This is a genomic window from Paenibacillus polysaccharolyticus, assembly GCF_023714295.1.
GTDB lineage: Bacteria > Bacillota > Bacilli > Paenibacillales > Paenibacillaceae > Paenibacillus > Paenibacillus polysaccharolyticus_A.
This window is the reverse complement of the sequence record NZ_JAMAUN010000007.1, coordinates 76,903-95,922: the sequence shown is the minus strand read 5'-3', so window position 1 is coordinate 95,922 and position 19,020 is coordinate 76,903. Positions and strand designations below refer to the sequence as shown.

Genomic DNA, 19,020 nt, shown 5'->3' with positions numbered 1-19,020 from the left:
AATGAAAGCTAGTACATTATTCAGTTTTCGCAAGCTAGTAACTTCCGCTGTTATGTTGGTAAAAGTGGGTATATTCTAAATATTAGGGCATACTTTTTACTAAATAACTGTGTGAAGGAGTGTGTAATATGTGTAAGGAGGACAAGGATATGTCTACAGTTCAAGAAAACAGAAAATCTCCGTCTAAAACGCCTGAAGGTATTAGTATGAATTTTTTAAAAACTGCTAAAAGACTTCCCAGAAAAGATGGTAAAATTGTGTTGGATAGAAATAATCCAGAACACGTAGCTTGGGCGGAAGGGTATGAACGCAAATAATGTTAATCTTGCCTAAAGATATATATGAAGTATATCGTGAATATAACGATGATCCAAGTGAGGGCAAACGTAGACCAAACTTAGTCATTTATGTCGATGGCGACGATGTTTATTGTTTGCCCATCACTGGTACATCTCCCAATAAACCACCTAGACATAAGGATGATTATTGGAAGTTGGAAATTGAAGGTTGGAGAGATTCTCAATTAACTAAGAGATCATGGTTACTTGTAAACCAAGCCAAAATTATTGATAGAGAAGATATAGAGAGAATTCACTACATAGGGCCTCTTCAAGATGAAGATTGGGAAAGATTGCTCCTGAAAAATGAGGAGTATGAGAACTTTTTAATAGAATTAAGTAAGAATAGACGTGTACGCTCAAATAAGAGAAGTAAAAGTCAATAAATGGACAGATAGGGATTGGGCTAAATCAGCCCGATTCTATTTTTTCACTCCAATTAAACTAAAATAATACTTGTTATTTATAAAATTTTAACTTATAATTCGGTTATAAAGAAAACGACAAACGGAGTGATGAAATGTTGACTGTTGAAAATACGGAATATAAACGGTAAGAGCTTTGGTTCGCAAATTTGCAAGCAACGAGTGGTAGTATTCAGAGGGGAAAGCGACCTGTGTTGATTGTATCCAATGATATGGGAAATCGTCACAGCCCGACTGTACAAGTAGCCAGTGTGACATCTGTTAATAAGAAGGATATGCCTACACATGTTAAACTGAACGCTTCTGAATGCGGCTTACTAAATGACTCAACTGTGCTGTTCGAACAGATGACTACCATTCAGAAGGATCAATTGTTATGGAGAATTGGTAATGCCAATACGTACGTACCTCAACTGGATCGTGCTCTCTTGGTTCAGCTTGGTTGTATTAATGCATGGGAGTAACCTACATACGATTTAAGCAGTGTTTTATATAGATAGACACCTTTGACGCTTATTAAAGGTGGTGATGCAAATTGATTTGATTTGGAGGTACTGTCAATTGGTGTCTATCAAAATATAAAATGGAGGAAGATATATGCAACCTGAATTAACACAAATTACAGACATTAACGAAGCAGATATTATTGAATTGGTAAATGGGGAAACGAAGGATTTTACAGCAGGGAAAATGTACGAAGTCAAAGTCGATGATGGATCAATTTTCGGGGTAGAGAACGAACGATACACAATAGACGATACATATGTCGCAAATACGGAGATGTTCTATTCTCCACATCTTGAACTGAAGTACTACAAGAAAATTAGCGAGTAGCAATTATACTTTTACAGGGGTTGGACGCATTGTCCAACTTCTGAATTTTTAATTAAACTAAAATAACATTTAAAAGGGTGTTGATGATTTGGCAAAACGTCTCATTACAGAAGAAGTATTAAAAGAGTGGATCGATACATATGGTCAACACAATTATGTTGACTATAAGTTGCGCGCAATAGCATTTGCTGAAAGATGTTTTAAAGAAGGAATAATTTCAAATGAGGAAAAATTCAGTGCGTTTCTTCTCCATGGAAGTATATACAGCAGAATAACCAATTGTAAATACAACACTGGAATGTATAAACACGTAGAGTGTGAATGGGAGAATGAAGAGGAAACCTTTCTATCTGTACTACATAAGAAAAAAGGGTTCTGGTTGTCGTGGAAAGAACACACGGAAGAGTACATAAGAAATGATTACAAACCTTCTTTCAGACCAACTATAGATAGAGTTGATGAAAAAGAAGGTTATAGCTTGAATAACATACAAGTATTAACAAATGCAAAGAATTGCGCTAAAGCAACTAGCTTTCCTCACTATCTATTTACTGTAGTAAATACTACTGATCCAACGAAACAACAAACATTCCGGCGATTTGATTCAAAGGGCGCGGCACTTAAACATATAGGCTTACCTTACTCCAAGTCTGACACAGGAAGATTCCATCAGGTAGGTAACTCCCTTTTTCTGCTCCAGTCTGAAGACGTCACTTTGGGAAGAACAACAATAGAAGAATATGAGAATCCTGAAGACTTAAGCTATACGGGATCTTTTTCAATAACTACAGAGCATCCACATGGTGGAACAATAACGATCAATAGGAATTTCACTTATGAGAGAATGGCGATTATCTTAAAGCAAGACTAACTCATATAATACATACAGGCTCAACTAGAAATATGAAATGATTTTAGACAGTATAGCATGGGGTATCATGGGGTGACACCTACTGTCACCTCGGATATACAGACAAGGAGGTGAGTAATTATCCAAAGTATAGCGAAAACATTGTCTGTCATTCGTCCAAGCAGTATCCGCATAAAGTATCCGTATGACACTAATACGGGTGGTGTGCAGGGAATGAAGGAGACAAATAAGCGAAAACAATCCAATTCATTCAATTTTATATTCATAGATGATAACCGTAGCGATGCAGAAGCAAGAGAAGCAATTCAATTTGTAGTTGATACGATAGTACATAAAGCAATCAAAAATTTCCCTGCTTCAGAATATGATATCCAGATTAAATTGACAGACTAAAGGGGAAAGTCATATGAGATATGATGATACAGCAATATATGTTAGGGTATCCACAACAAAGGAGTCCCAAAAATTCAGTCCAGAACACCAACGAATGGATTGTGAAGAAAAAGCAAGACAGTTAAGCTTAAAGGTTCGTGAGGAGTACATATATGTAGACAGGGATAGTGGAACATCCATTATTGGCAGACCATCTATCCAGACATTAATTGAGGATGCAAAAAAGGGCTACTTTAAAACCATCCTCTTTTCTTCTTTATCAAGATTTTCTCGTGATACGTACGACTCGCTCGGATTAAAGAGAATACTCGTTGATAAGCTAAAATTGAGAGTAATTTCATTGGACGAGAACTATGATTCACAAGTTGATCATGACGAGTTTAAGTTTCAGATTTTTTCAGCGGTCAACCAGAAATTAAGTGAGCAAATTAGCATCTCATCACGAAGAGGAATCAGACAGTCAGGAATGAAAGGGAACTATCTGGGCACGATTGCTCCACTGGGCTACGATAAAATCAAAATTGATGATAGGAAAACAATTGTACCTAATGAACGTGCCAGCCTTGTACAACTCATATTTGATATGTATGTCAACCAGAAGATGGGGGAGAAGGCTATCACGAAGTATTTAAATAAAGAGAATATTCCATCTTATAGAGGAGGGAAATGGGGAATAACCTCTATAGAGCGGATATTAACGAATGAGATATACACAGGTAGAAATGTGTTCAATAAATTCACAGTTGTAAAGGTATACAACGACATAAATAATATGTCTGATCGCTCTAGAAAATTAGTGAAACGGGATAAAGAATTATGGGAAGAGAGTGGCAAGCAGACTCATGAGGCAATTATTAGTGAGGAGTTATTTCAAAAAGCGCAGGAGGTTCGCTTAAAGCGTGGAGGTGGGAAGCGTGGGGGGGTAAGAAATAAGGTTAATGTATTCGCTGGAATAATCAAATGCAAGCATTGTAAATCATCATTGAACATTGTGACCTCCAAAGGTAAAAAGAACGATTATCGTTATTTAGTTTGCTCTAAGAGAAGAAGACAGGGTGAAACTGGATGTGACAATCACAACAGGATTCCATACGACGATTTCAAAGAAGCTCTTATCCAAAGTTTAATGGAGAAACTGAGAGCTAAGATTAAATCAGGCAAGACGATAACAATTACCAAAAAGGCAAGGGAAGATAACGAGAAGTTGATCATTAAATTAGAAAAGCAGATACAGAACGTACGTAAATTGCTTTTTGAAATCCGAAAGCAAAAGTTAAACGATGAGATTGATGATGAGCAATATGAGTTTGAGAAGCAGCAGTATGAGCAGGAGATTAAACAGAAGCAAGAACAGTTGTCCAAGATGAAATCTGAATTAGAACGAGTTTTGAATGACAGTGAACAGTTTAAGGAGATAAACATCTCACTTGATGAATTATCAGATCTTAATCAGTTTACCGAAGTAGATCAAGTAAATTTAATCCTAGGGAAGTTAGTATCTAAAATTACAGTTGATAAAGTAAATAATGTTGAAATTCATTCCGTGTTGGGTAGGCTGTAATTTTTGGTGTGTTTCAAAATACATTACGAATGTGATGCAGAAACTCAATGTTAAGGGTCGTTCGCAGGCTGTTGTAGAGCTAATCAAGCTCGGAGAACTTAAGATTTAGCCTGCGAACCGCAGTTAAAATGAGGGTAACACAAAAGCCTTTCTCTATCCTTCAGTATGAAGCATGGGGAAAGGCTTTTATGTTTGTTTTTTTACGAATACAGCTACTTTTCAAACGCTATACTCATGGATTCAAAATCAACTTTACATTTGGCTCTCATCATGAAATCAATACCAATAATTCCGTCAAAGCCATAGGGCTCTCGAATTGAACCAAGTTGAAGAGGGAAATCAGCTAATTCAATATGTCCAATGAAAAAGTCAGGAACCTGTTGCTCATAGAAAATTTCACTGGTACCTCCAACCCCATACATTCGTTTAGCCCTTCCGTTAATGAAATCTATGTGTAAACCAATTGTTTCTAAAGCATCGGTATCAAAAACAGTTGTCGCACAGCCTGTATCGAAAAGTATATTATTCAAAACAATGGATCGTTCATTATGAGTTACAGTCAAGGAAATGATAGGTAAGCCATTAATAAGTTTTAGCTTCATGTTCGTTGCCTTACTCCTGAGAAAAACTCCTCAACAACTTCCACATCGCTTCTACTTGTATGAAAAACATACAACTCGCGTGAGGGGTGAAGTTTATGCATCTCTTTATACCCACTCCATGCCTTTTGAGGGTCATCATAGTCTTGAATAACTGACATGTCCTCCAACTGACGTAGCTGATTATTGGAACTCGCCTTAATTGCCTCAACTAGCACAAAACGACCTGGATGCAATTCAGTAATGTCCTCCCATTTCATTGGCTTCACCTCGCTATGAATCTGATGATCTAAGTATAACATAATCCTCCAACGTTAAAAGGAAGCAACAATCCAAAACCCCCTCTTGGTCACTTTAATGAAGCCTCTTTTTTACGCGTATGTTCCTTCATAAAAACCTTCCATCTTTTCCTCGAAAACGGCTGATAAAATAACTGCTCTAATTCCTTATACTGTACCTCATTTAACTGTAAGTACAATGCCTTTTTGGCAATTTTAGCAGCAGGCTGTGATGAGTTGGCGCGTCCCGCCACTTTTCGTTTGACCGGCACGTGAAATTGCAAAAACTCTTGGTAACGTGTCCAGCCTTCCCAGCTCAAGCGGGCTCCACGCCTCCAGTCAATGGCATAGAGGGCAAAATAATTGTGGGCGGTGTCACTACGCTTGGCGGCAATGATCCAGATGTTTGGGACGATTTTATTACGCTGTCTACGATTCATGAGCAGTTCCCCTTTTTATATCCTTAGAAGTACATCACATATAGACTCATCCATTTGTTCTGTTGTTGTTAAATTACATACGATTAACTTTAGCAGACTGTGTGAAAACTTCAAATGAACTGAAGGTGTGACTAAGCGTGATTGATTAACATAATGGACTTATATCAACTCCAGCGAAAATCCTCTTGCTTTGCCAGAGCGCCTTGATTAAAATAAGGGTGTAAAAACGATTTTCTTATTTAACTCAAATAATATAAAAATAATTTTCATAATAAAGAGGTGCTTATGGCAGCCATCTTACATGCATTGAAGCAAGAATTGCACAATTTGCCCTCTCAGGAGAGACGAATCGCCGAGGTGATTATTCAATCGCCATCGGACGTGCCGGGGATGACCATCAACCAGTTGGCTGAACAGAGCGGGACAAGCGCGGCGACCGTGACTCGTTTTTGCAAATCATTTCATTTCAAAGGTTTTCCCGATCTCAAAATGAAACTCGCCGCCGAACTGTCGCACGCACCGAATGAAACGGCCTATCAGGATATTGTTGCGGGCAACCCTTTATCCAAAATCGTCGAGGCGATTGAAGCGAATCATCTCGCATCTATTGCGGATACAACACGGTTACTGGATTTGGGCAGGCTGGAACAAGTGGTGCAGCTGTTGTGTCAGGCCCGGCGTATTGACCTGTACGGCGTGGCGACTTCGTCCATTGTTACACAGGATTTTTATCAGAAGCTGGTGCGGATCGGCAAAAGCTGTACTGCCTTTTCCGATTCCCATATGCAGATTACATCCGCTTCCTCGCTTGGGCAAGGAGATGTGGCGCTGGCCGTATCGTATTCAGGTGAAACACCAGAGACGATCGATGCCTTGACCTGTGCCAAAGAGGCTGGAGCTTCCACCATCTCGCTGACGTCATATGGCAGTAATTCACTCGCTACCGTATCGGATATCCCGCTTTTCACATCTTCTCTCGAAGAAGGGATGCGGCGAGGAGACATGGCTTCACGAATTGCGTTGCTACATGTGATTGATATTTTGTTCACAGGCATGGTGAGTGCGGATTTTGATCAATTTATACCTAAACTTGAGCAGTCGTATCACAATGTGCAGTCCTATCGTTTCCATCACACCGGAGGTGCTTGACAGATGAATATTCGTATTTTTGATAATGAAGAAGATTTGAACGCGACAGGTGCAGGCTTGATCGCCAGCTTGCTGCAAACGAAACCCCGTGCCGTACTCGGACTTGCAACGGGAAGTTCACCTGTGGGCATTTACAAGCAGTTAATTACGATGTATCAAAAAGGTTTGGTGAGTTTTGCACAGGCCTCTTCTTTTAACTTGGATGAATATGTAGGTTTACCTACAGAGCATCGTGAAAGCTACCGCAGTTTTATGAATGAACAGCTGTTTAATCATATCGACATCGATCTATCCCGCACGAATGTGCCGAATGGCGAGGCAGTAGACTTGGAGGAGGAATGTGCGAATTACGAGCTACGTTTGGAGGATCGTGGACCTGTAGATCTGCAACTGCTTGGGATCGGACATAACGGCCATATCGGTTTTAATGAACCTGGAACGGAATTGACGGGGCGCACCCATGTGGTGGGTCTGAAGGAAGAGACCAGAAAGGCGAACGCCCGCTTTTTTGACAGCATCGAGGAAGTTCCAGCGCAAGCGATTACGATGGGTGTGGGTTCCATTTTAAAAGCGAAACAGATCCTGCTCATTGCCCGTGGAGAAGAGAAAGCGGAGATTATTCGCGAAGCGTTCATGGGTCCGATTACCACATCCTGCCCGGCATCTTTGCTGCAATGTCATCCGAACGTGGTTGTATTGCTGGATCGTGCGGCAGGGAGGCTGGTTAGATGACCGAAACTAATCCTAAAGTCAGTGAGGCTGAAGGTGAGAAAAAGACAATGTTGCTTCGCGGCAGACTGTTGCTTGCCGATGAACTGTTGGAAGATGGCCTGATCGCCTGGCGCGCAGGGAAAATCGTATATGCCGGCATACCGGAAGGTCTGCCTGAATCCATTCGGCAAGAAGCGGGAGTGATTCCTGCCAAAGGGAAAGGCTTAATTGTGCCTGGTTTTATCGATATCCATGTCCATGGTGGTAACGGGGAAGATTTCATGGATGCCAGTCCTGACGTGTTGGACAAAATCACTTCATTTCATAGCTCGCAGGGGACGACGGCGATGCTGGCGACGTCCATGACGGCTCCGAAGGAACGTCTGGATCATGTTTTGGCTGAAGTAGGTCGCTACCGATCGGAGAAAATGCCATATGCTCAGCTGGAAGGCGTGCATTTGGAGGGACCTTTTTTTAGTCCAAAGTGGCCTGGCGCGCAAAATCCCGATCATATCGTGCTTCCTGACGTTAGCTGGCTGCAAGAATGGGAAAAGCAATATCCCGGCCTCATTCGCCAGGTGACGCTGGCACCAGAACGTGAAGGTGCACTGGAGGTTATCTCCTGGCTACGGGAACAGCGGATCACGGCTGCACTGGGTCACACGGATGCAACTTACGATGACGTACAGCGCGCAGTGGAGGCGGGATTGCATCATGCCGTGCATACGTTTAACGCGATGACACCGCTACACCACCGTGAGCCGGGAACAGCAGGAGCCGTGCTAAGTGATCCGCGTATTAGCGCCGAAGTCATTGCCGATGGAATACATGTGCATCCCGCCGCGATTTCGATCCTTGCTCAACTGAAACAAGGCAACGATCAGCTGGTGCTGATTACCGATGCGATGTCAGCGGCAGGGCTGGAAGATGGCGAATACAAGATCGGCGATCTGCCCGTTATTGTAAAGAACGGTGAGGCGCGGTTGAAAGAAGGCGGCGCTCTGGCAGGGAGCACATTGACTATGGTTCGTGGGTTCCGTTATCTTGTGCAAGAAGTGGGGCTTAGTCTAATCGCTGCTTCTAGAGCAGCCAGCTTGACGCCAGCTCGTTTGCTGGGTATTAATCACCGAACGGGTTCCCTGACGAAGGGGAAACAGGCAGATATCGTTTTGCTGAATGAGGATTTGGAGATTGATACGGTGTGGGTGAAGGGCAGAAGGATCGGCAGTTGAGAGGAAATACGCTGAACAATATGTTAAAATAGATCTCAAAAATGAGATCTGCGGATCATTAACGGAGGCATGAACCATGGAACGTAACGCCATGTTGGAACATGATCCGTTTATCCCCGTGCTGGCGGAGAAGCTGCACATTCACGGATACTATGCTTTTTATGGCGAGCATTACAATGAGACGGATATGGAACAGTACCGCAAACATCTGTTCACAACCTTTAATAACATCGTATGGATTGAGCTGGATAAACGTAAAAAATACATGATTGTGGATCATCGTGGGCGCAATACGGTCATGAAGCTCATTGAAGGTATGTTAAATACTCGTAGAACGCTACGAGCTAATCAGGCAATGGCGGGAACCGATACGAGAGGGGTAGATCAGGAGATCGCTCATTTCTCCAAGCTGGTGCACATGCTGAAATTTACTACGTTTCGCCCGTAAGACGGATGCAATGATTCAAATTCAACCTCTGTATGGTTGATACAAGTGGCAAGTCAGCTTTCCAAAAGATACATTTCGAAAAAGAGTCCTGTCAAAGAATTATAATGTCCTTTACTAAGAGTACATTTTAATTCTGACAGGGCTCTTTTGATATTTTTATTTGATTTTTTTATATTTACAGTCATAGAAATGAATCCAAATCACACCTAAACTTTATATTCAATTACTATCTAAACGAAGTCACGAAACTGCTGAACAGCGTCCGCACGTCGTATTGATATTGATGGATCGGCTCAACCGGACGGTTGATGCCAAGTAAGGTGTAGACGGCGATGCGTGCGGCACGTACCGAATATTCCTCCGTGAACACCACATCATCTGGAATCTCGCAAAATTGACTGATAAATGCCAGATTCGTAGAACCTTCCGGCACGACTTGAGGGCGGTCACTGTTCAGCCTTGGCATGAATTGTGCAGTAATATACGGCATCATACAAGGGATACAGTTGGCTGTAGCCATGATCTCCTCTTGGTGCTCCTGGAAATGAAGATGGCCAATTAATTCTTGCATAATCTCTTCACCCGTGCAATCACACATTCTTTTTTTCACATAGTCCCCTACGTTGTCAGGATATAAACCATAGCCCCAGAATACTTTAACATGGTCAGGCTGATTCCGGAAATGCGGCTGGAAGGCCAACACGACTGACATGAACCAGCTCGAATCTTTGAATGTAACCAGGGCTCCAGTACCCGCGCGGTTGCGTGTGAATTTTTCCATCAGATCAAAGAAAACGGAGTCCTGGAAAGTGACAGTGAATGATTCCCATTTGGACTCATCAATATGATCATTGAATGAAGAAGGGTTGCCCAGCATCGGTTTTTTCGCCGCAATGTTCTCCCACAGCTTCCAAGAGCTGCCCTTGCCATTCAGTTTGGGAGCGGAAGCCATCGAACCAAGGTCAGCACCTTCCGTCATCGATCCGTTCGTAACAATGACCAAATCACCCTCATGAATGTCGATCATCTCCTCGACACCGTTCCGCAGCACATGCATACCTGTGACCGTAATTCCGTCGCCCTCTTTGAAGTCCAAATCCGTAACGGTGCATTTTAGCGTGAAATCTACGCCGTACGGCTCCAAATATCGATGCAGCGGCAGAATGATGGAGTCGTATTGGTTGTAGGGCGTGCGTGTAACCCCTTCGAGCGTTTGAATTCGTGGAAACTCGTGAAAAAATCGGAGCATATATCGTTTGAACTCCACTGCGCTGTGCCAAGGCTGAAAGGCAAACGTCGTCGCCCACATGTACCAGAAGTTCGTTTGGAAAAAGTGGGGTGCAAACCAGTCGTTGATCCGCAATTTACCCAGCGTGTCTTCAGGAGTAATGATGAGTTTGCCCATCGCCAGCCGGTCGACCATATCGAATCCCATGGACAACACGTCTTCAACCTGACCATCACGGTTAATTAACCGTGCATTGGAATGTGTGGGATTAGCGTTATCAAAGGCCGTAATTTCTTCTCTGACCGACATATCCGGACGTTCGATAGAAGGGATGGTCGCCAAAAGTTCCCATAGATTTTCATATGCCTCATCGTTGAGCATCCGTCCACCGCGAATGACGTAACCTTGTTCCGGATTACCTGCACCGTCATTGCTGCCCCCGAGAATCGGCATCTCCTCAATGATGTGAATATTCTCTCCAGGGAAATCACAGTCTCTGACCAAATAAGCTGCTCCCGCGAGAGAAGCAATACCGCCGCCGACAAAATAAACCTGTTTAGAGCCATGTTCTTTTTTCACGATCAATCGCCTCCAAAAGATGGTGTATTCTTCACATTTCCAATGTAAACCTGCACTGGGAAAGAAGGTATGAGCAAAAGAAGATAGCTGTCTGTTTTTTAGTCACTTTTGGAAAAATGTCTAGTTTTAGGTCTGAATATTGAGCGATGACTTGATACTATTTACGATCATAGAAAAATAAGCCGCACATCCTTAACGGGATGGCCGCTTGTTATGTGCCTTATCTACACTCCTATTAGTTCTTTATCCTTTAATCAGTGCTGATACTTATGCTCATACTTATGCAGTGCTCTGACTATATTTCCTTCAATCAGTTCACTCAACTTGTCGATGATGTGTTTGGGTGGTTCTTTCATGTCATTTCGCATCCATTGGATAATGAGACCCGTGAAAGCCAGTGTATAGAAATTAGCAATAAACTCTTTATCCTCTCCGCGAACCTTGACTCCGCAAGCAAGCTCATCAATGACACCCATAATCAGGTCATGCGTCACTTGATAGAGATAACCATCCAGATGAGAACGTCCAAGGGATTCAAGGGTATTGCAGCAAAAGGCCTTATTATTTTCGATGTAACAGAAAATTTTGTAGAACCCTTCTGTCCACGTATCATAACTGCGGTATTCATGGATACTTTCCACCGCTTCCGTTTCGTAAATCCACCCAAGCAGGGCGTAGATATCCTGAAAATGATAATAAAACGTTTGCCGGTTTACACCGCAGCCATCCACCAGATGCTTCACTGTAATTTTATTGAGCGGCGTGTGTTCCATCAGGCATTTAAGCGAATGAGCCAGCGCGGTTTTGGTCAAATGGGAAGCAGACATTACCGTTCACCTCATCATTCAGATTGTGGTCATCATACGACTTGAGTGTACTACTGAAAACGTACATAAGAAGGCTACCACATTTTACCTTAATATGGTATTGCAATGATCACTGCAAAATACAGAAAATAAAAAAACGATGACCGTTTAGGCCATCGTTTTTACGTTATTACATTATTGAAACGAGAATAACAGCGATCGGAAGAACGGTTCGCCACCGGAACGTCTCCACAAGCGCGCCCTGTGTTATTGTGCTCATCCCCGAAAAAGCTAGATTACGTTTATAAAAACGACTTATAGGAACGCGCATAACGTAGTGGAGGGGGCGAAATCGATTCTGAAGAAGGGAAGCGCTCGCCTTTATTCCCGGATTTCTCCCTTCGGAAAGGGAATTAAAGAAATCTGGGAATAACAGCGATCGAAAGAACGGTTCGCCACCGGAACGTCTCCACGAGCGCGCCCTGTGTTATTCTACTCAACCCCGTAAAAGCTAGATTACGTTTTTAAAACGACTTATAGGAACGCGCATAACGTAGTGGAGGGGGCGAAATCGATTCTGAAGAAGGGAAGCGCTCGCCTTTATTCCCGGATTTCTCCCTTTGGAAAGGGAAACAAAGAAATCTGGGAATAACAGCGATCGAAAGAACGATTCGCCACCGGAACGTCTACATAAGCGCGTCCCACTTCCGTTTTAACCGTTAAGCCAAGCTTTTCATAAACTCCACGACCGTCAGCAACCCTTTATCAAAGTTCTCCAGGTTAAAGTGCTCGTTTGGTGCATGCAGATTTTCATCTGGCAGACCAAAGCCCATCATCACGGCAGGCACGCCAAGCACGCGGGAAAGCTTCTCGACGATTGGAATGGAGCCGCCATCTTTGGTGAAGAGAGCACGCACGCCATATACTTTTTCGTAAGCGTCTGCGGCTTTTTGCAGGATCGGATCAGTCGGATCGGTATTGAACGCAAAAGCCTTCTCGATCTGTTTGATCTGCAATGTCGCCCCTGGTTGTACATGAGCACGCAGGTGAGCTTCAATCGAATCAAGCACATGTTGCGGATCTTGGTCAGCGACAAGACGGCAAGTGATTTTAGCGTGAGCTTCTTTTGGAATAACGGTTTTACTGCCTTCGCCCTGGAAACCGCCCCATACGCCGTTCAATTCGAGGGTTGGGCGCGCCCCGACACGTTCCACAAAGGAATACCCTTCTTCGCCATACAATTGCTCCAGTCCGAGATCTTGACGAAGCTGTTCTTCATTGAAGCCTTGCTTTACGAATTCTTCTCTCATCTCAGGAGACAACGGTAGAACGCCGTCATAGAATCCATCCACGCTCACGCGGCCTTGCTCATCGTGCAAAGATGCCAGCAGGGAGACGAGGGCATGGAGCGCATTCGGTACACCGCCACCGAAGGAACCGGAGTGCAGGTCGGTATTGGCGGTGAACAGATCCACATGCATCGAGCACAGGCCGCGCAGGCCCGTGGAGATGGCAGGTTTTCCTTTTTCCAAAAGAGAGGTATCCGAGATTAACACCATGTCTGCTCTCAGTTTGTCCGTATGATCGTTGAGATAGATTGGCAGGTTCGGGCTGGAGATTTCCTCTTCGCCTTCGATGCAGAATTTGATGTTGATCGGCAACTCTTTATTTTCCGCAATCAGTGCTTCAACGGCTTTGATATGTATAAAAATTTGTCCTTTATCATCCGTTGCACCCCGAGCATACAGCTTCCCGTCACGAATCGTTGGTTCGAAAGGTGGTGTCTCCCACAGATTTAGCGGATCAACAGGTTGTACATCATAGTGTCCATAGATCAGGGCTGTTGGTTTGCCCGGTGCGTGCAGGTGGTCTGCATAAACAATGGGATGACCAGCTGTTTGGATAATCTCGACATTTTCCATACCCGCACGTGTAAGTGCATCCGCTGCCCATTGTGCCGCACGTTGAATGTCTTCTTTATGCTCAGAAATGGCGGAAATACTCGGAATGGATAACCACTCGTTCAGTTCTGCCAGATGTTTGTCCCGGTTTTGCTCAAAATATGCTTGTTCGTTCATTGAAAAAGGCCTCCTTCAAATCTGCTTTCAATCTATTGTAATCCATTTTGCCATGTTAATAAAACATTGGTTAAAAAAATGCTTCCTAATGCTGGGTTCCCATATTGATAGTTCTTTTTACTTATGTATTAATAAAAGAGTAAGAACATTACTTTTATATGGAGGAATAGTGTTGAAGAAAAGACCAGCATATCAGAGATTCACTACAATTCTGGGCATTTCATTCTTGGTACTCATTGCGTCAGTACTTATGATACCGAGGGTTGCGCTAGCAGCAAACGAGCCAGTTTATCATGAGTGGGACAAGGCGCAGGAACATGTGGGATTGAGCCATCTTTGGTTCACTGACCGAGCAGATAATGGACTCATCCCGGTTCGTCAAAACTGGCAGTGGGGATTCATCAATTACGAAGGGAAATTTGTTATTAAGCCACAGTTTCAATTAGCAAGAGATGCGTTCAACCAGGGTGTAGCAGTCGTAAATAGAAATCAGTTAATAAATAATAAAGGTAAAGTGATATTTCAGGACAAAAGCATTGAATATATTGGTTGGTTTGATTATGGGCTCGCCATCGCTAAGAAAAATGGGAAGATTGGTTACATGAATACGAAAGGCAAATTTGTTATTTCTCCTACATATGAAGAGGGAACAAGCTTTTACAATCAAGTCGCAATGGTCAAAAAGAATGGTAAGTGGGCATTAATCAATACCAAAGGGAAATTACTAACGACATTTAACATCGAAGAGATGGATTATAGAATAGATTATCGTAAATCCGGGGTATTTCCTGTAAAGATCGATGGGTTGTGGGGAAGTATGAATTATAAGGGGCAGCTCGTGGTACCTGCAGAGTTCAAAAACAAACTTGAATTTACAGGTAATACGTTAGATTGGGGGCTCCGTCGCGATAACCATAGCGCTATTGTTAGGCAAGATGGCTTAATTGTTTCGTTCAATGAATATTATTCCAAGTTAGGCGAGCCACAGAGTGGACTTTGGAAAATAAAGCAAAATGGCGAAGGCATCGTGGATGTATCCGGGCGTATGATTGTAGAACCTCAAAGTGAACAAAAGGTTATTCTTTCAGGAGATGGAAGTTACGCGGTAAGAGATATGAAAGATGAAAGTTCCGGATGGGCTTTTTATAAAAAGGATCAAACCCTACTATTTGAGTCCAGTTATACAGATATGCAGGCTTTTTCAGAGGATCTGGCGGCTGTGAAAGTTAATCAAAAATGGGGATATGTTTCGAAGAAAGGAGACATTAAAATACCCGCTCAGTACGAAGAGGCCAATCTGTTTCAAGCGGGAAGTTCTGTCATTCGTAAGAATGGTAAGTATGGATTGATCGGAACTCGTGGTGAGTCCATACTAGCTGCGAAATACGATGAAATGATTCCACTTATTGAGCGAACGAATTACATGAATAACCAGATTGAGAAATTGACAACAAAAAATCCACTATACCGAGTAAAGTTAAATAAAAGCTATGGGATTGTGGATAGTCGAGGGAACATCGTGATGGATGTGAAATACGAGATTATGGATATTGATCGTACCGACTATTATCACGACATTGATCCGATCGCAACAGTTCAATATGCATTAAAAGCCAAGGATGGTTCAATCTCGGCATCAATCAATATTAAAACGGGTAAACGGATATTCCCAGCCTATTCCATGGTAAACTACCTTGGTGACGGAATGTACAGCGGGGTTCCGGTAGGGAAGAAGAGTCATTATGTTATTTTCAATGCAAAAGGAAAAGAAGTATTCCGCTCAGGTTTTGAAGGTTAGATCCTTTCGGTACATCAGTGTTTGGGATAATGAGCCTTTGTATAGTTAACAGGTCATTGGCGTTCATACGATTCGTTGTATGGGAGCCAGGGAAAGGTGTCTCAACAGAGGCACCTTTTTAGGTGTTTATTTTAAATATTTGAGTTCTGATATGAACACTAACTGATTTAACTATAGGTGAGTCCCAATGTACTGTCTTTCTTTTCTGTTTAAAACAACTCCAGTTGCTCAGGGCCTTCTTCCTTCTCCGGCTCGGTGCGGTCGGGAAATGGTTTGATAGGCTGACCTAGCAGTTCCATCATCATCTGGGCGTTGGTTGCTGCATCTCCGGCAGAGTTATTGTTAAAAATAACAAACACATCTTCACTCTGCTCCTGCAGCTGTTCCAGATAAACTTTCCATTCCGACAACTCCTGTTCGTTGTAGCGATACAGATAACGTGTCTCACGCCAGTTTGAAGCGCCGTTTTGTTGCCAGCTGGATACGTTGCGTCCATGCATACGGACGAGTGTCATCCTAGGATCGGTTGCGATGGGCACAATGGGAATAGAGCCTGGCCCTGCCTGTGGTTCGTCACAGACGCTGTGAATCCATCCTTGCTCTTTTAGAAAATGAAGCGTGCGCTCACGCATGTTGTCCGCATACCAGCTCTGGTGACGAAATTCGATTACACATGGAATACCCTCCATACGGAGCTTTACTTCCCGTAGTTCATTGACGTTGTCCCGGTTGCACTCAAACCAAGGCGGATATTGAAACAAGGCAGCCTGCATCTTGCCTGCTTCGATCACAGGTTCAAGCGATTCACGAAAAGCTTTGTACATCTCGGACGTGCTGGTAAAATACGGCTTGCCCCGTAGATGTCCCGTCATTCCCTGATAGGCTTTCACGATAAATGAAAATGATTCAGGAGTCTCCGAAGCCCAGCGGGCCATCCGGTCGCGAGGTTGCACGGCGTAGAAGGAACTGTCTACCTCCACCGTGGAGAAATATTGTCCGTAAAGACGAAGCTTGTCCTTCGCTTGGGTACGATTTGGATAGAGGTCTTCCTGATCGCCCCATCCCGTAAGTCCGATACGAATCATAAGAACACCTCCTGTTATATGTATTTAACCGATTCGCAGGAGCATGATATGTCTAACATTATATCTTGCGTTGTAAAGGCGTTCAACGAGGATGGCAGACGATCATTTTGAGTTTGGGTACTAAAGCGTTACAATAACTTGAAATGATTCAAAACGGACACCAGCCTTAGCTTAGCTTGGGGTGGTCTGGCCAGCAAATTAAACAAGGCGGCTATGGTTCACTGATGATACGGAGGGCGAACGTTAACATGACGGCATGGTACGAAAAAAGTTTTGGCGAAGATTATTTGCTTGTATACAAACACCGGGATGTGCATGGTGCTTATGAGGAAGTACATAAAATGATTAACTGGCTGAAGCTTCACCCTCATGCAGAAGTACTTGATCTGTGCTGCGGGATGGGCAGGCATTCTCTTGCGCTTGCGGACGCTGGCTTCCAGGTGACGGGAGTGGACTTGTCCGAAGTACTTCTGCACGAAGCCAGAGAACTGGATACCGAACATCGGGTTAGAAGGTGTCATGCCGACATGCGCAAGATCCCTCTTGGCGGTGGATTCGATGCTGTAGTTAACTTGTTCACATCGTTTGGATACTTTCCCGAGGATATTGAACAATTGAAGGTCCTGCGTGCCATTCATCGAATGTTGAAGCCAGGAGGCGGTTTCATTCTTGATTTTATTAATACAGCCTACGTGCAAAAACATCTCGTGCAGCACTCTGTTCGTGAAGATGAAGGGCAACGGATCGAAGAATTTCGCAGGATACGAGAGGGATTTGTGCAAAAGGAAATACATATCACGGACATCTCTGCCGGGACTGAACCGCGAATCTATAAGGAAAGTGTGAAGCTCTACTCGCGTGAGCAACTGAGTGAAATGCTGGAGGATGCAAATCTTCAGGTTGATCAGGTTCACGGAGGATACGATGAAGAGAAGTATGACGAGCAGACTTCACCGCGCATGATCTTTGTGGGACATCGTCCTGCGGACTAAAAGTGTGTTCAGTGTAAGTATCCGAGGTGCTATGCTTCAACTTATGAATGAGGGAGAGGGGAAAGCCATGAAACGTACAAGAACCGAATCGTTACCTTTGCCAGAAGGGATGCACTGTATTCAAATCACGATGTCTTTTCCACTTCGATGGGTAAACAGTTATATTTTAACCGAACCGGATGGCAAGGTGAGCATTATTGATCCAGGACCGCGTACAGCGCAGACGGAGCAGGAGTGGCATGAAGCGTTGAACGGACTCGGCTTGACCTTTCAACATATTCATCAGATTGTACTAACCCATCATCATCCGGATCATCTGGGATTGTCCGGATGGATGCAGCAGATGTCGGGTGCACCCGTGTTAATGTCAGCACGCTCCCGCCAGGAAACAGATTTTATGTGGGGAACCGGGGCGAGCATTGAAGAGAGACTGCCAGAGTATTACCTTCTTCATGGCATGCCGCAACATAAGACAGTCGAAATTAAGGAACATATGAAAACATTCATCTCACAAATCACACCGCTTCCTGAGGTAACCATCATTGCAGATGGTGATACTATCCGGATGGGTGGAAAAGCATGGATCGCTGTGGAAACGGGGGGACATGCCCCCGGTCATCTCTCATTCTATGCTCATGAATCAAGAGAGATTCTGTGCGGAGATGCGGTTTTACCCCAAATCTCGCCCAATATCAGTTTGCAACCGGGCAGTGATGCAGAACCGCTGCAATCCTACATGGACGGCTTGCGGCGTCTGAGCACTTTGACAGTGGAACGTGCATATCCGGGGCACCGAAATCCGTTTACCCGTTTTACGGAACGCACGATCGAATTGCTTGCTCACCATGAAGAACGTCTGGGTAAACTAGCGGAACGATTGCAGGAATGCCCTGCTCACGCATATGATGTCTGCTTGCATTTATTTGGTGAGCGGCTTGGAACACATCAACTTCGTTTTGCCATGAGCGAAACGCTGGCGCATTTACAGGAATTAATTCGGCGTGGCTTGGCGGGACAGGTACAACAGGCTGACGGCATTATTTATTTTCAATATTTAACTACTAGTAGTCATAGGTTGCATATAGACACATTTGGCACAGATGATAATAGCTTTTTTCAATAGTGATCTCATCCTTATCCCCGAGCAGGACTACCTGTTCGGGGTTTTTTTTTGT

At 43.6% G+C, this 19,020-nt stretch carries 20 protein-coding genes and 2 pseudogenes; 15 read left to right on the top strand and 7 right to left on the bottom strand.

All coding sequences use genetic code 11. From position 1 onward, the window contains the following. The first annotated feature begins 149 nt into the window (after positions 1 to 149). The 8 genes and pseudogenes from M3629_RS17430 to M3629_RS17395 form a co-directional block, all read left to right on the top strand. Positions 150 to 317: a hypothetical protein gene (locus tag M3629_RS17430; protein ID WP_251508775.1), complete on the top strand. Its 168-nt coding sequence runs from the start codon at positions 150 to 152 to the stop codon at positions 315 to 317. After that, positions 317 to 724: a type II toxin-antitoxin system PemK/MazF family toxin gene (locus M3629_RS17425; RefSeq protein ID WP_251508773.1), complete on the top strand. Its 408-nt coding sequence runs from the start codon at positions 317 to 319 to the stop codon at positions 722 to 724. Before M3629_RS17430 ends, M3629_RS17425 begins: the two co-directional genes overlap by 1 nt. Before the next feature lie 182 nt (positions 725 to 906). Beyond that, positions 907 to 1,227, top strand: a pseudogene (locus tag M3629_RS17420) (type II toxin-antitoxin system PemK/MazF family toxin); the annotation flags it as partial. A 133-nt stretch (positions 1,228 to 1,360) separates the two neighbouring features. Beyond that, positions 1,361 to 1,597 carry a hypothetical protein gene (locus M3629_RS17415; RefSeq protein ID WP_251508769.1) on the top strand — a complete coding sequence of 79 codons (237 nt, stop codon included), beginning with the start codon at positions 1,361 to 1,363 and terminating at the stop codon, positions 1,595 to 1,597. Positions 1,598 to 1,685: 88 nt separating this feature from the next. Further along, positions 1,686 to 2,468, top strand: coding sequence for a hypothetical protein (locus M3629_RS17410; protein ID WP_251508767.1), 783 nt, complete (start codon positions 1,686 to 1,688; stop codon positions 2,466 to 2,468). A gap of 213 nt (positions 2,469 to 2,681) precedes the next feature. Next, the gene (locus tag M3629_RS17405; protein WP_251508765.1) at positions 2,682 to 2,861 is read left to right on the top strand and encodes a hypothetical protein; all 180 of its coding nucleotides are present in this window, start codon (positions 2,682 to 2,684) and stop codon (positions 2,859 to 2,861) included. Between the two features lie 13 nt (positions 2,862 to 2,874). Next, on the top strand, positions 2,875 to 4,422 hold the full coding sequence (locus tag M3629_RS17400) for a recombinase family protein (RefSeq protein ID WP_251508763.1): 1,548 nt from the start codon (positions 2,875 to 2,877) through the stop codon (positions 4,420 to 4,422). A 10-nt stretch (positions 4,423 to 4,432) separates the two neighbouring features. After that, a pseudogene (locus M3629_RS17395) lies at positions 4,433 to 4,531 on the top strand (LuxR C-terminal-related transcriptional regulator); the annotation flags it as partial. A 103-nt stretch (positions 4,532 to 4,634) separates the two neighbouring features. Here M3629_RS17395 and M3629_RS17390 read toward each other — a convergent pair. From M3629_RS17390 to M3629_RS17380, 3 genes are read right to left on the bottom strand one after another with little or no spacing between them, the layout of a single operon-like run. Next, positions 4,635 to 5,024 (bottom strand): retropepsin-like aspartic protease, encoded by a 390-nt coding sequence (locus tag M3629_RS17390; RefSeq protein WP_251508761.1) that lies wholly within the window; start codon positions 5,022 to 5,024, stop codon positions 4,635 to 4,637. Beyond that, positions 5,021 to 5,323, bottom strand: a complete 303-nt coding sequence (locus M3629_RS17385) for a hypothetical protein (protein ID WP_251508759.1) — start codon at positions 5,321 to 5,323, stop codon at positions 5,021 to 5,023. Before M3629_RS17385 ends, M3629_RS17390 begins: the two co-directional genes overlap by 4 nt. 47 nt (positions 5,324 to 5,370) lie before the next feature. Next, positions 5,371 to 5,739, bottom strand: a complete 369-nt coding sequence (locus M3629_RS17380) for a hypothetical protein (protein ID WP_251508757.1) — start codon at positions 5,737 to 5,739, stop codon at positions 5,371 to 5,373. Between the two features lie 285 nt (positions 5,740 to 6,024). Here M3629_RS17380 and M3629_RS17375 point away from each other — a divergent pair, with 285 nt between their 5' ends. From M3629_RS17375 to M3629_RS17360, 4 genes are all read left to right on the top strand, one after another. Next, positions 6,025 to 6,888, top strand: a complete 864-nt coding sequence (locus M3629_RS17375; RefSeq protein ID WP_154959632.1) for a MurR/RpiR family transcriptional regulator — start codon at positions 6,025 to 6,027, stop codon at positions 6,886 to 6,888. A gap of 3 nt (positions 6,889 to 6,891) precedes the next feature. Continuing rightward, positions 6,892 to 7,620 carry a glucosamine-6-phosphate deaminase gene (gene nagB / locus M3629_RS17370; protein ID WP_251508756.1) on the top strand — a complete coding sequence of 243 codons (729 nt, stop codon included), beginning with the start codon at positions 6,892 to 6,894 and terminating at the stop codon, positions 7,618 to 7,620. Continuing rightward, positions 7,617 to 8,831, top strand: coding sequence for an N-acetylglucosamine-6-phosphate deacetylase (nagA, locus tag M3629_RS17365; RefSeq protein WP_251508753.1), 1,215 nt, complete (start codon positions 7,617 to 7,619; stop codon positions 8,829 to 8,831). The genes nagB and nagA overlap by 4 nt, the downstream gene beginning before the upstream one ends. A 76-nt stretch (positions 8,832 to 8,907) precedes the next feature. Beyond that, positions 8,908 to 9,279 (top strand): hypothetical protein, encoded by a 372-nt coding sequence (locus M3629_RS17360; protein WP_251508751.1) that lies wholly within the window; start codon positions 8,908 to 8,910, stop codon positions 9,277 to 9,279. Between the two features lie 226 nt (positions 9,280 to 9,505). Here the strand turns inward: M3629_RS17360 and M3629_RS17355 are convergent, their stop codons facing one another. From M3629_RS17355 to M3629_RS17345, 3 genes are all read right to left on the bottom strand, one after another. Beyond that, positions 9,506 to 11,086 carry an oleate hydratase gene (locus M3629_RS17355; RefSeq protein ID WP_251508749.1) on the bottom strand — a complete coding sequence of 527 codons (1,581 nt, stop codon included), beginning with the start codon at positions 11,084 to 11,086 and terminating at the stop codon, positions 9,506 to 9,508. Positions 11,087 to 11,340: 254 nt separating this feature from the next. Then, entirely contained in the window at positions 11,341 to 11,913 is a 573-nt protein-coding gene (locus tag M3629_RS17350; protein WP_251508747.1) for a TetR-like C-terminal domain-containing protein, read from the bottom strand. 698 nt (positions 11,914 to 12,611) lie between these two features. Continuing rightward, positions 12,612 to 13,970 (bottom strand): dipeptidase, encoded by a 1,359-nt coding sequence (locus M3629_RS17345; protein ID WP_251508745.1) that lies wholly within the window; start codon positions 13,968 to 13,970, stop codon positions 12,612 to 12,614. Between the two features lie 172 nt (positions 13,971 to 14,142). Between M3629_RS17345 and M3629_RS17340 the strand changes: the two genes are divergently transcribed. Continuing rightward, positions 14,143 to 15,768 carry a WG repeat-containing protein gene (locus M3629_RS17340; protein WP_251508743.1) on the top strand — a complete coding sequence of 542 codons (1,626 nt, stop codon included), beginning with the start codon at positions 14,143 to 14,145 and terminating at the stop codon, positions 15,766 to 15,768. A 209-nt stretch (positions 15,769 to 15,977) separates the two neighbouring features. On the opposite strand, the gene M3629_RS17335 is transcribed toward M3629_RS17340, so the two are convergent. Next, positions 15,978 to 16,853 carry a DUF72 domain-containing protein gene (locus M3629_RS17335; RefSeq protein ID WP_251508741.1) on the bottom strand — a complete coding sequence of 292 codons (876 nt, stop codon included), beginning with the start codon at positions 16,851 to 16,853 and terminating at the stop codon, positions 15,978 to 15,980. A gap of 248 nt (positions 16,854 to 17,101) precedes the next feature. Here M3629_RS17335 and M3629_RS17330 point away from each other — a divergent pair, with 248 nt between their 5' ends. Further along, positions 17,102 to 17,845, top strand: coding sequence for a class I SAM-dependent methyltransferase (locus tag M3629_RS17330; protein WP_251508739.1), 744 nt, complete (start codon positions 17,102 to 17,104; stop codon positions 17,843 to 17,845). A gap of 67 nt (positions 17,846 to 17,912) precedes the next feature. Then, positions 17,913 to 18,968: an MBL fold metallo-hydrolase gene (locus M3629_RS17325; protein WP_251508737.1), complete on the top strand. Its 1,056-nt coding sequence runs from the start codon at positions 17,913 to 17,915 to the stop codon at positions 18,966 to 18,968. Positions 18,969 to 19,020 lie beyond the last annotated feature (52 nt).

Excerpts from the sequence above, each read along its gene's own strand:
- M3629_RS17405 (WP_251508765.1), top strand. The coding sequence starts at position 2,682 with ATGAAGGAGACAAATAAGCGAAAACAATCCAATTCATTCAATTTTATA.
- M3629_RS17385 (WP_251508759.1), bottom strand. The coding sequence starts at position 5,323 with ATGTTATACTTAGATCATCAGATTCATAGCGAGGTGAAGCCAATGAAA.
- M3629_RS17380 (WP_251508757.1), bottom strand. The coding sequence starts at position 5,739 with ATGAATCGTAGACAGCGTAATAAAATCGTCCCAAACATCTGGATCATT.
- M3629_RS17360 (WP_251508751.1), top strand. The coding sequence starts at position 8,908 with ATGGAACGTAACGCCATGTTGGAACATGATCCGTTTATCCCCGTGCTG.
- M3629_RS17325 (WP_251508737.1), top strand. The coding sequence starts at position 17,913 with ATGAAACGTACAAGAACCGAATCGTTACCTTTGCCAGAAGGGATGCAC.
- M3629_RS17330 (WP_251508739.1), top strand. The coding sequence starts at position 17,102 with ATGACGGCATGGTACGAAAAAAGTTTTGGCGAAGATTATTTGCTTGTA.
- M3629_RS17335 (WP_251508741.1), bottom strand. The coding sequence starts at position 16,853 with ATGATTCGTATCGGACTTACGGGATGGGGCGATCAGGAAGACCTCTAT.
- nagB (WP_251508756.1), top strand. The coding sequence starts at position 6,892 with ATGAATATTCGTATTTTTGATAATGAAGAAGATTTGAACGCGACAGGT.
- M3629_RS17350 (WP_251508747.1), bottom strand. The coding sequence starts at position 11,913 with ATGTCTGCTTCCCATTTGACCAAAACCGCGCTGGCTCATTCGCTTAAA.
- M3629_RS17345 (WP_251508745.1), bottom strand. The coding sequence starts at position 13,970 with ATGAACGAACAAGCATATTTTGAGCAAAACCGGGACAAACATCTGGCA.
- M3629_RS17390 (WP_251508761.1), bottom strand. The coding sequence starts at position 5,024 with ATGAAGCTAAAACTTATTAATGGCTTACCTATCATTTCCTTGACTGTA.
- M3629_RS17430 (WP_251508775.1), top strand. The coding sequence starts at position 150 with ATGTCTACAGTTCAAGAAAACAGAAAATCTCCGTCTAAAACGCCTGAA.
- M3629_RS17375 (WP_154959632.1), top strand. The coding sequence starts at position 6,025 with ATGGCAGCCATCTTACATGCATTGAAGCAAGAATTGCACAATTTGCCC.
- nagA (WP_251508753.1), top strand. The coding sequence starts at position 7,617 with ATGACCGAAACTAATCCTAAAGTCAGTGAGGCTGAAGGTGAGAAAAAG.
- M3629_RS17425 (WP_251508773.1), top strand. The coding sequence starts at position 317 with ATGTTAATCTTGCCTAAAGATATATATGAAGTATATCGTGAATATAAC.
- M3629_RS17415 (WP_251508769.1), top strand. The coding sequence starts at position 1,361 with ATGCAACCTGAATTAACACAAATTACAGACATTAACGAAGCAGATATT.
- M3629_RS17400 (WP_251508763.1), top strand. The coding sequence starts at position 2,875 with ATGAGATATGATGATACAGCAATATATGTTAGGGTATCCACAACAAAG.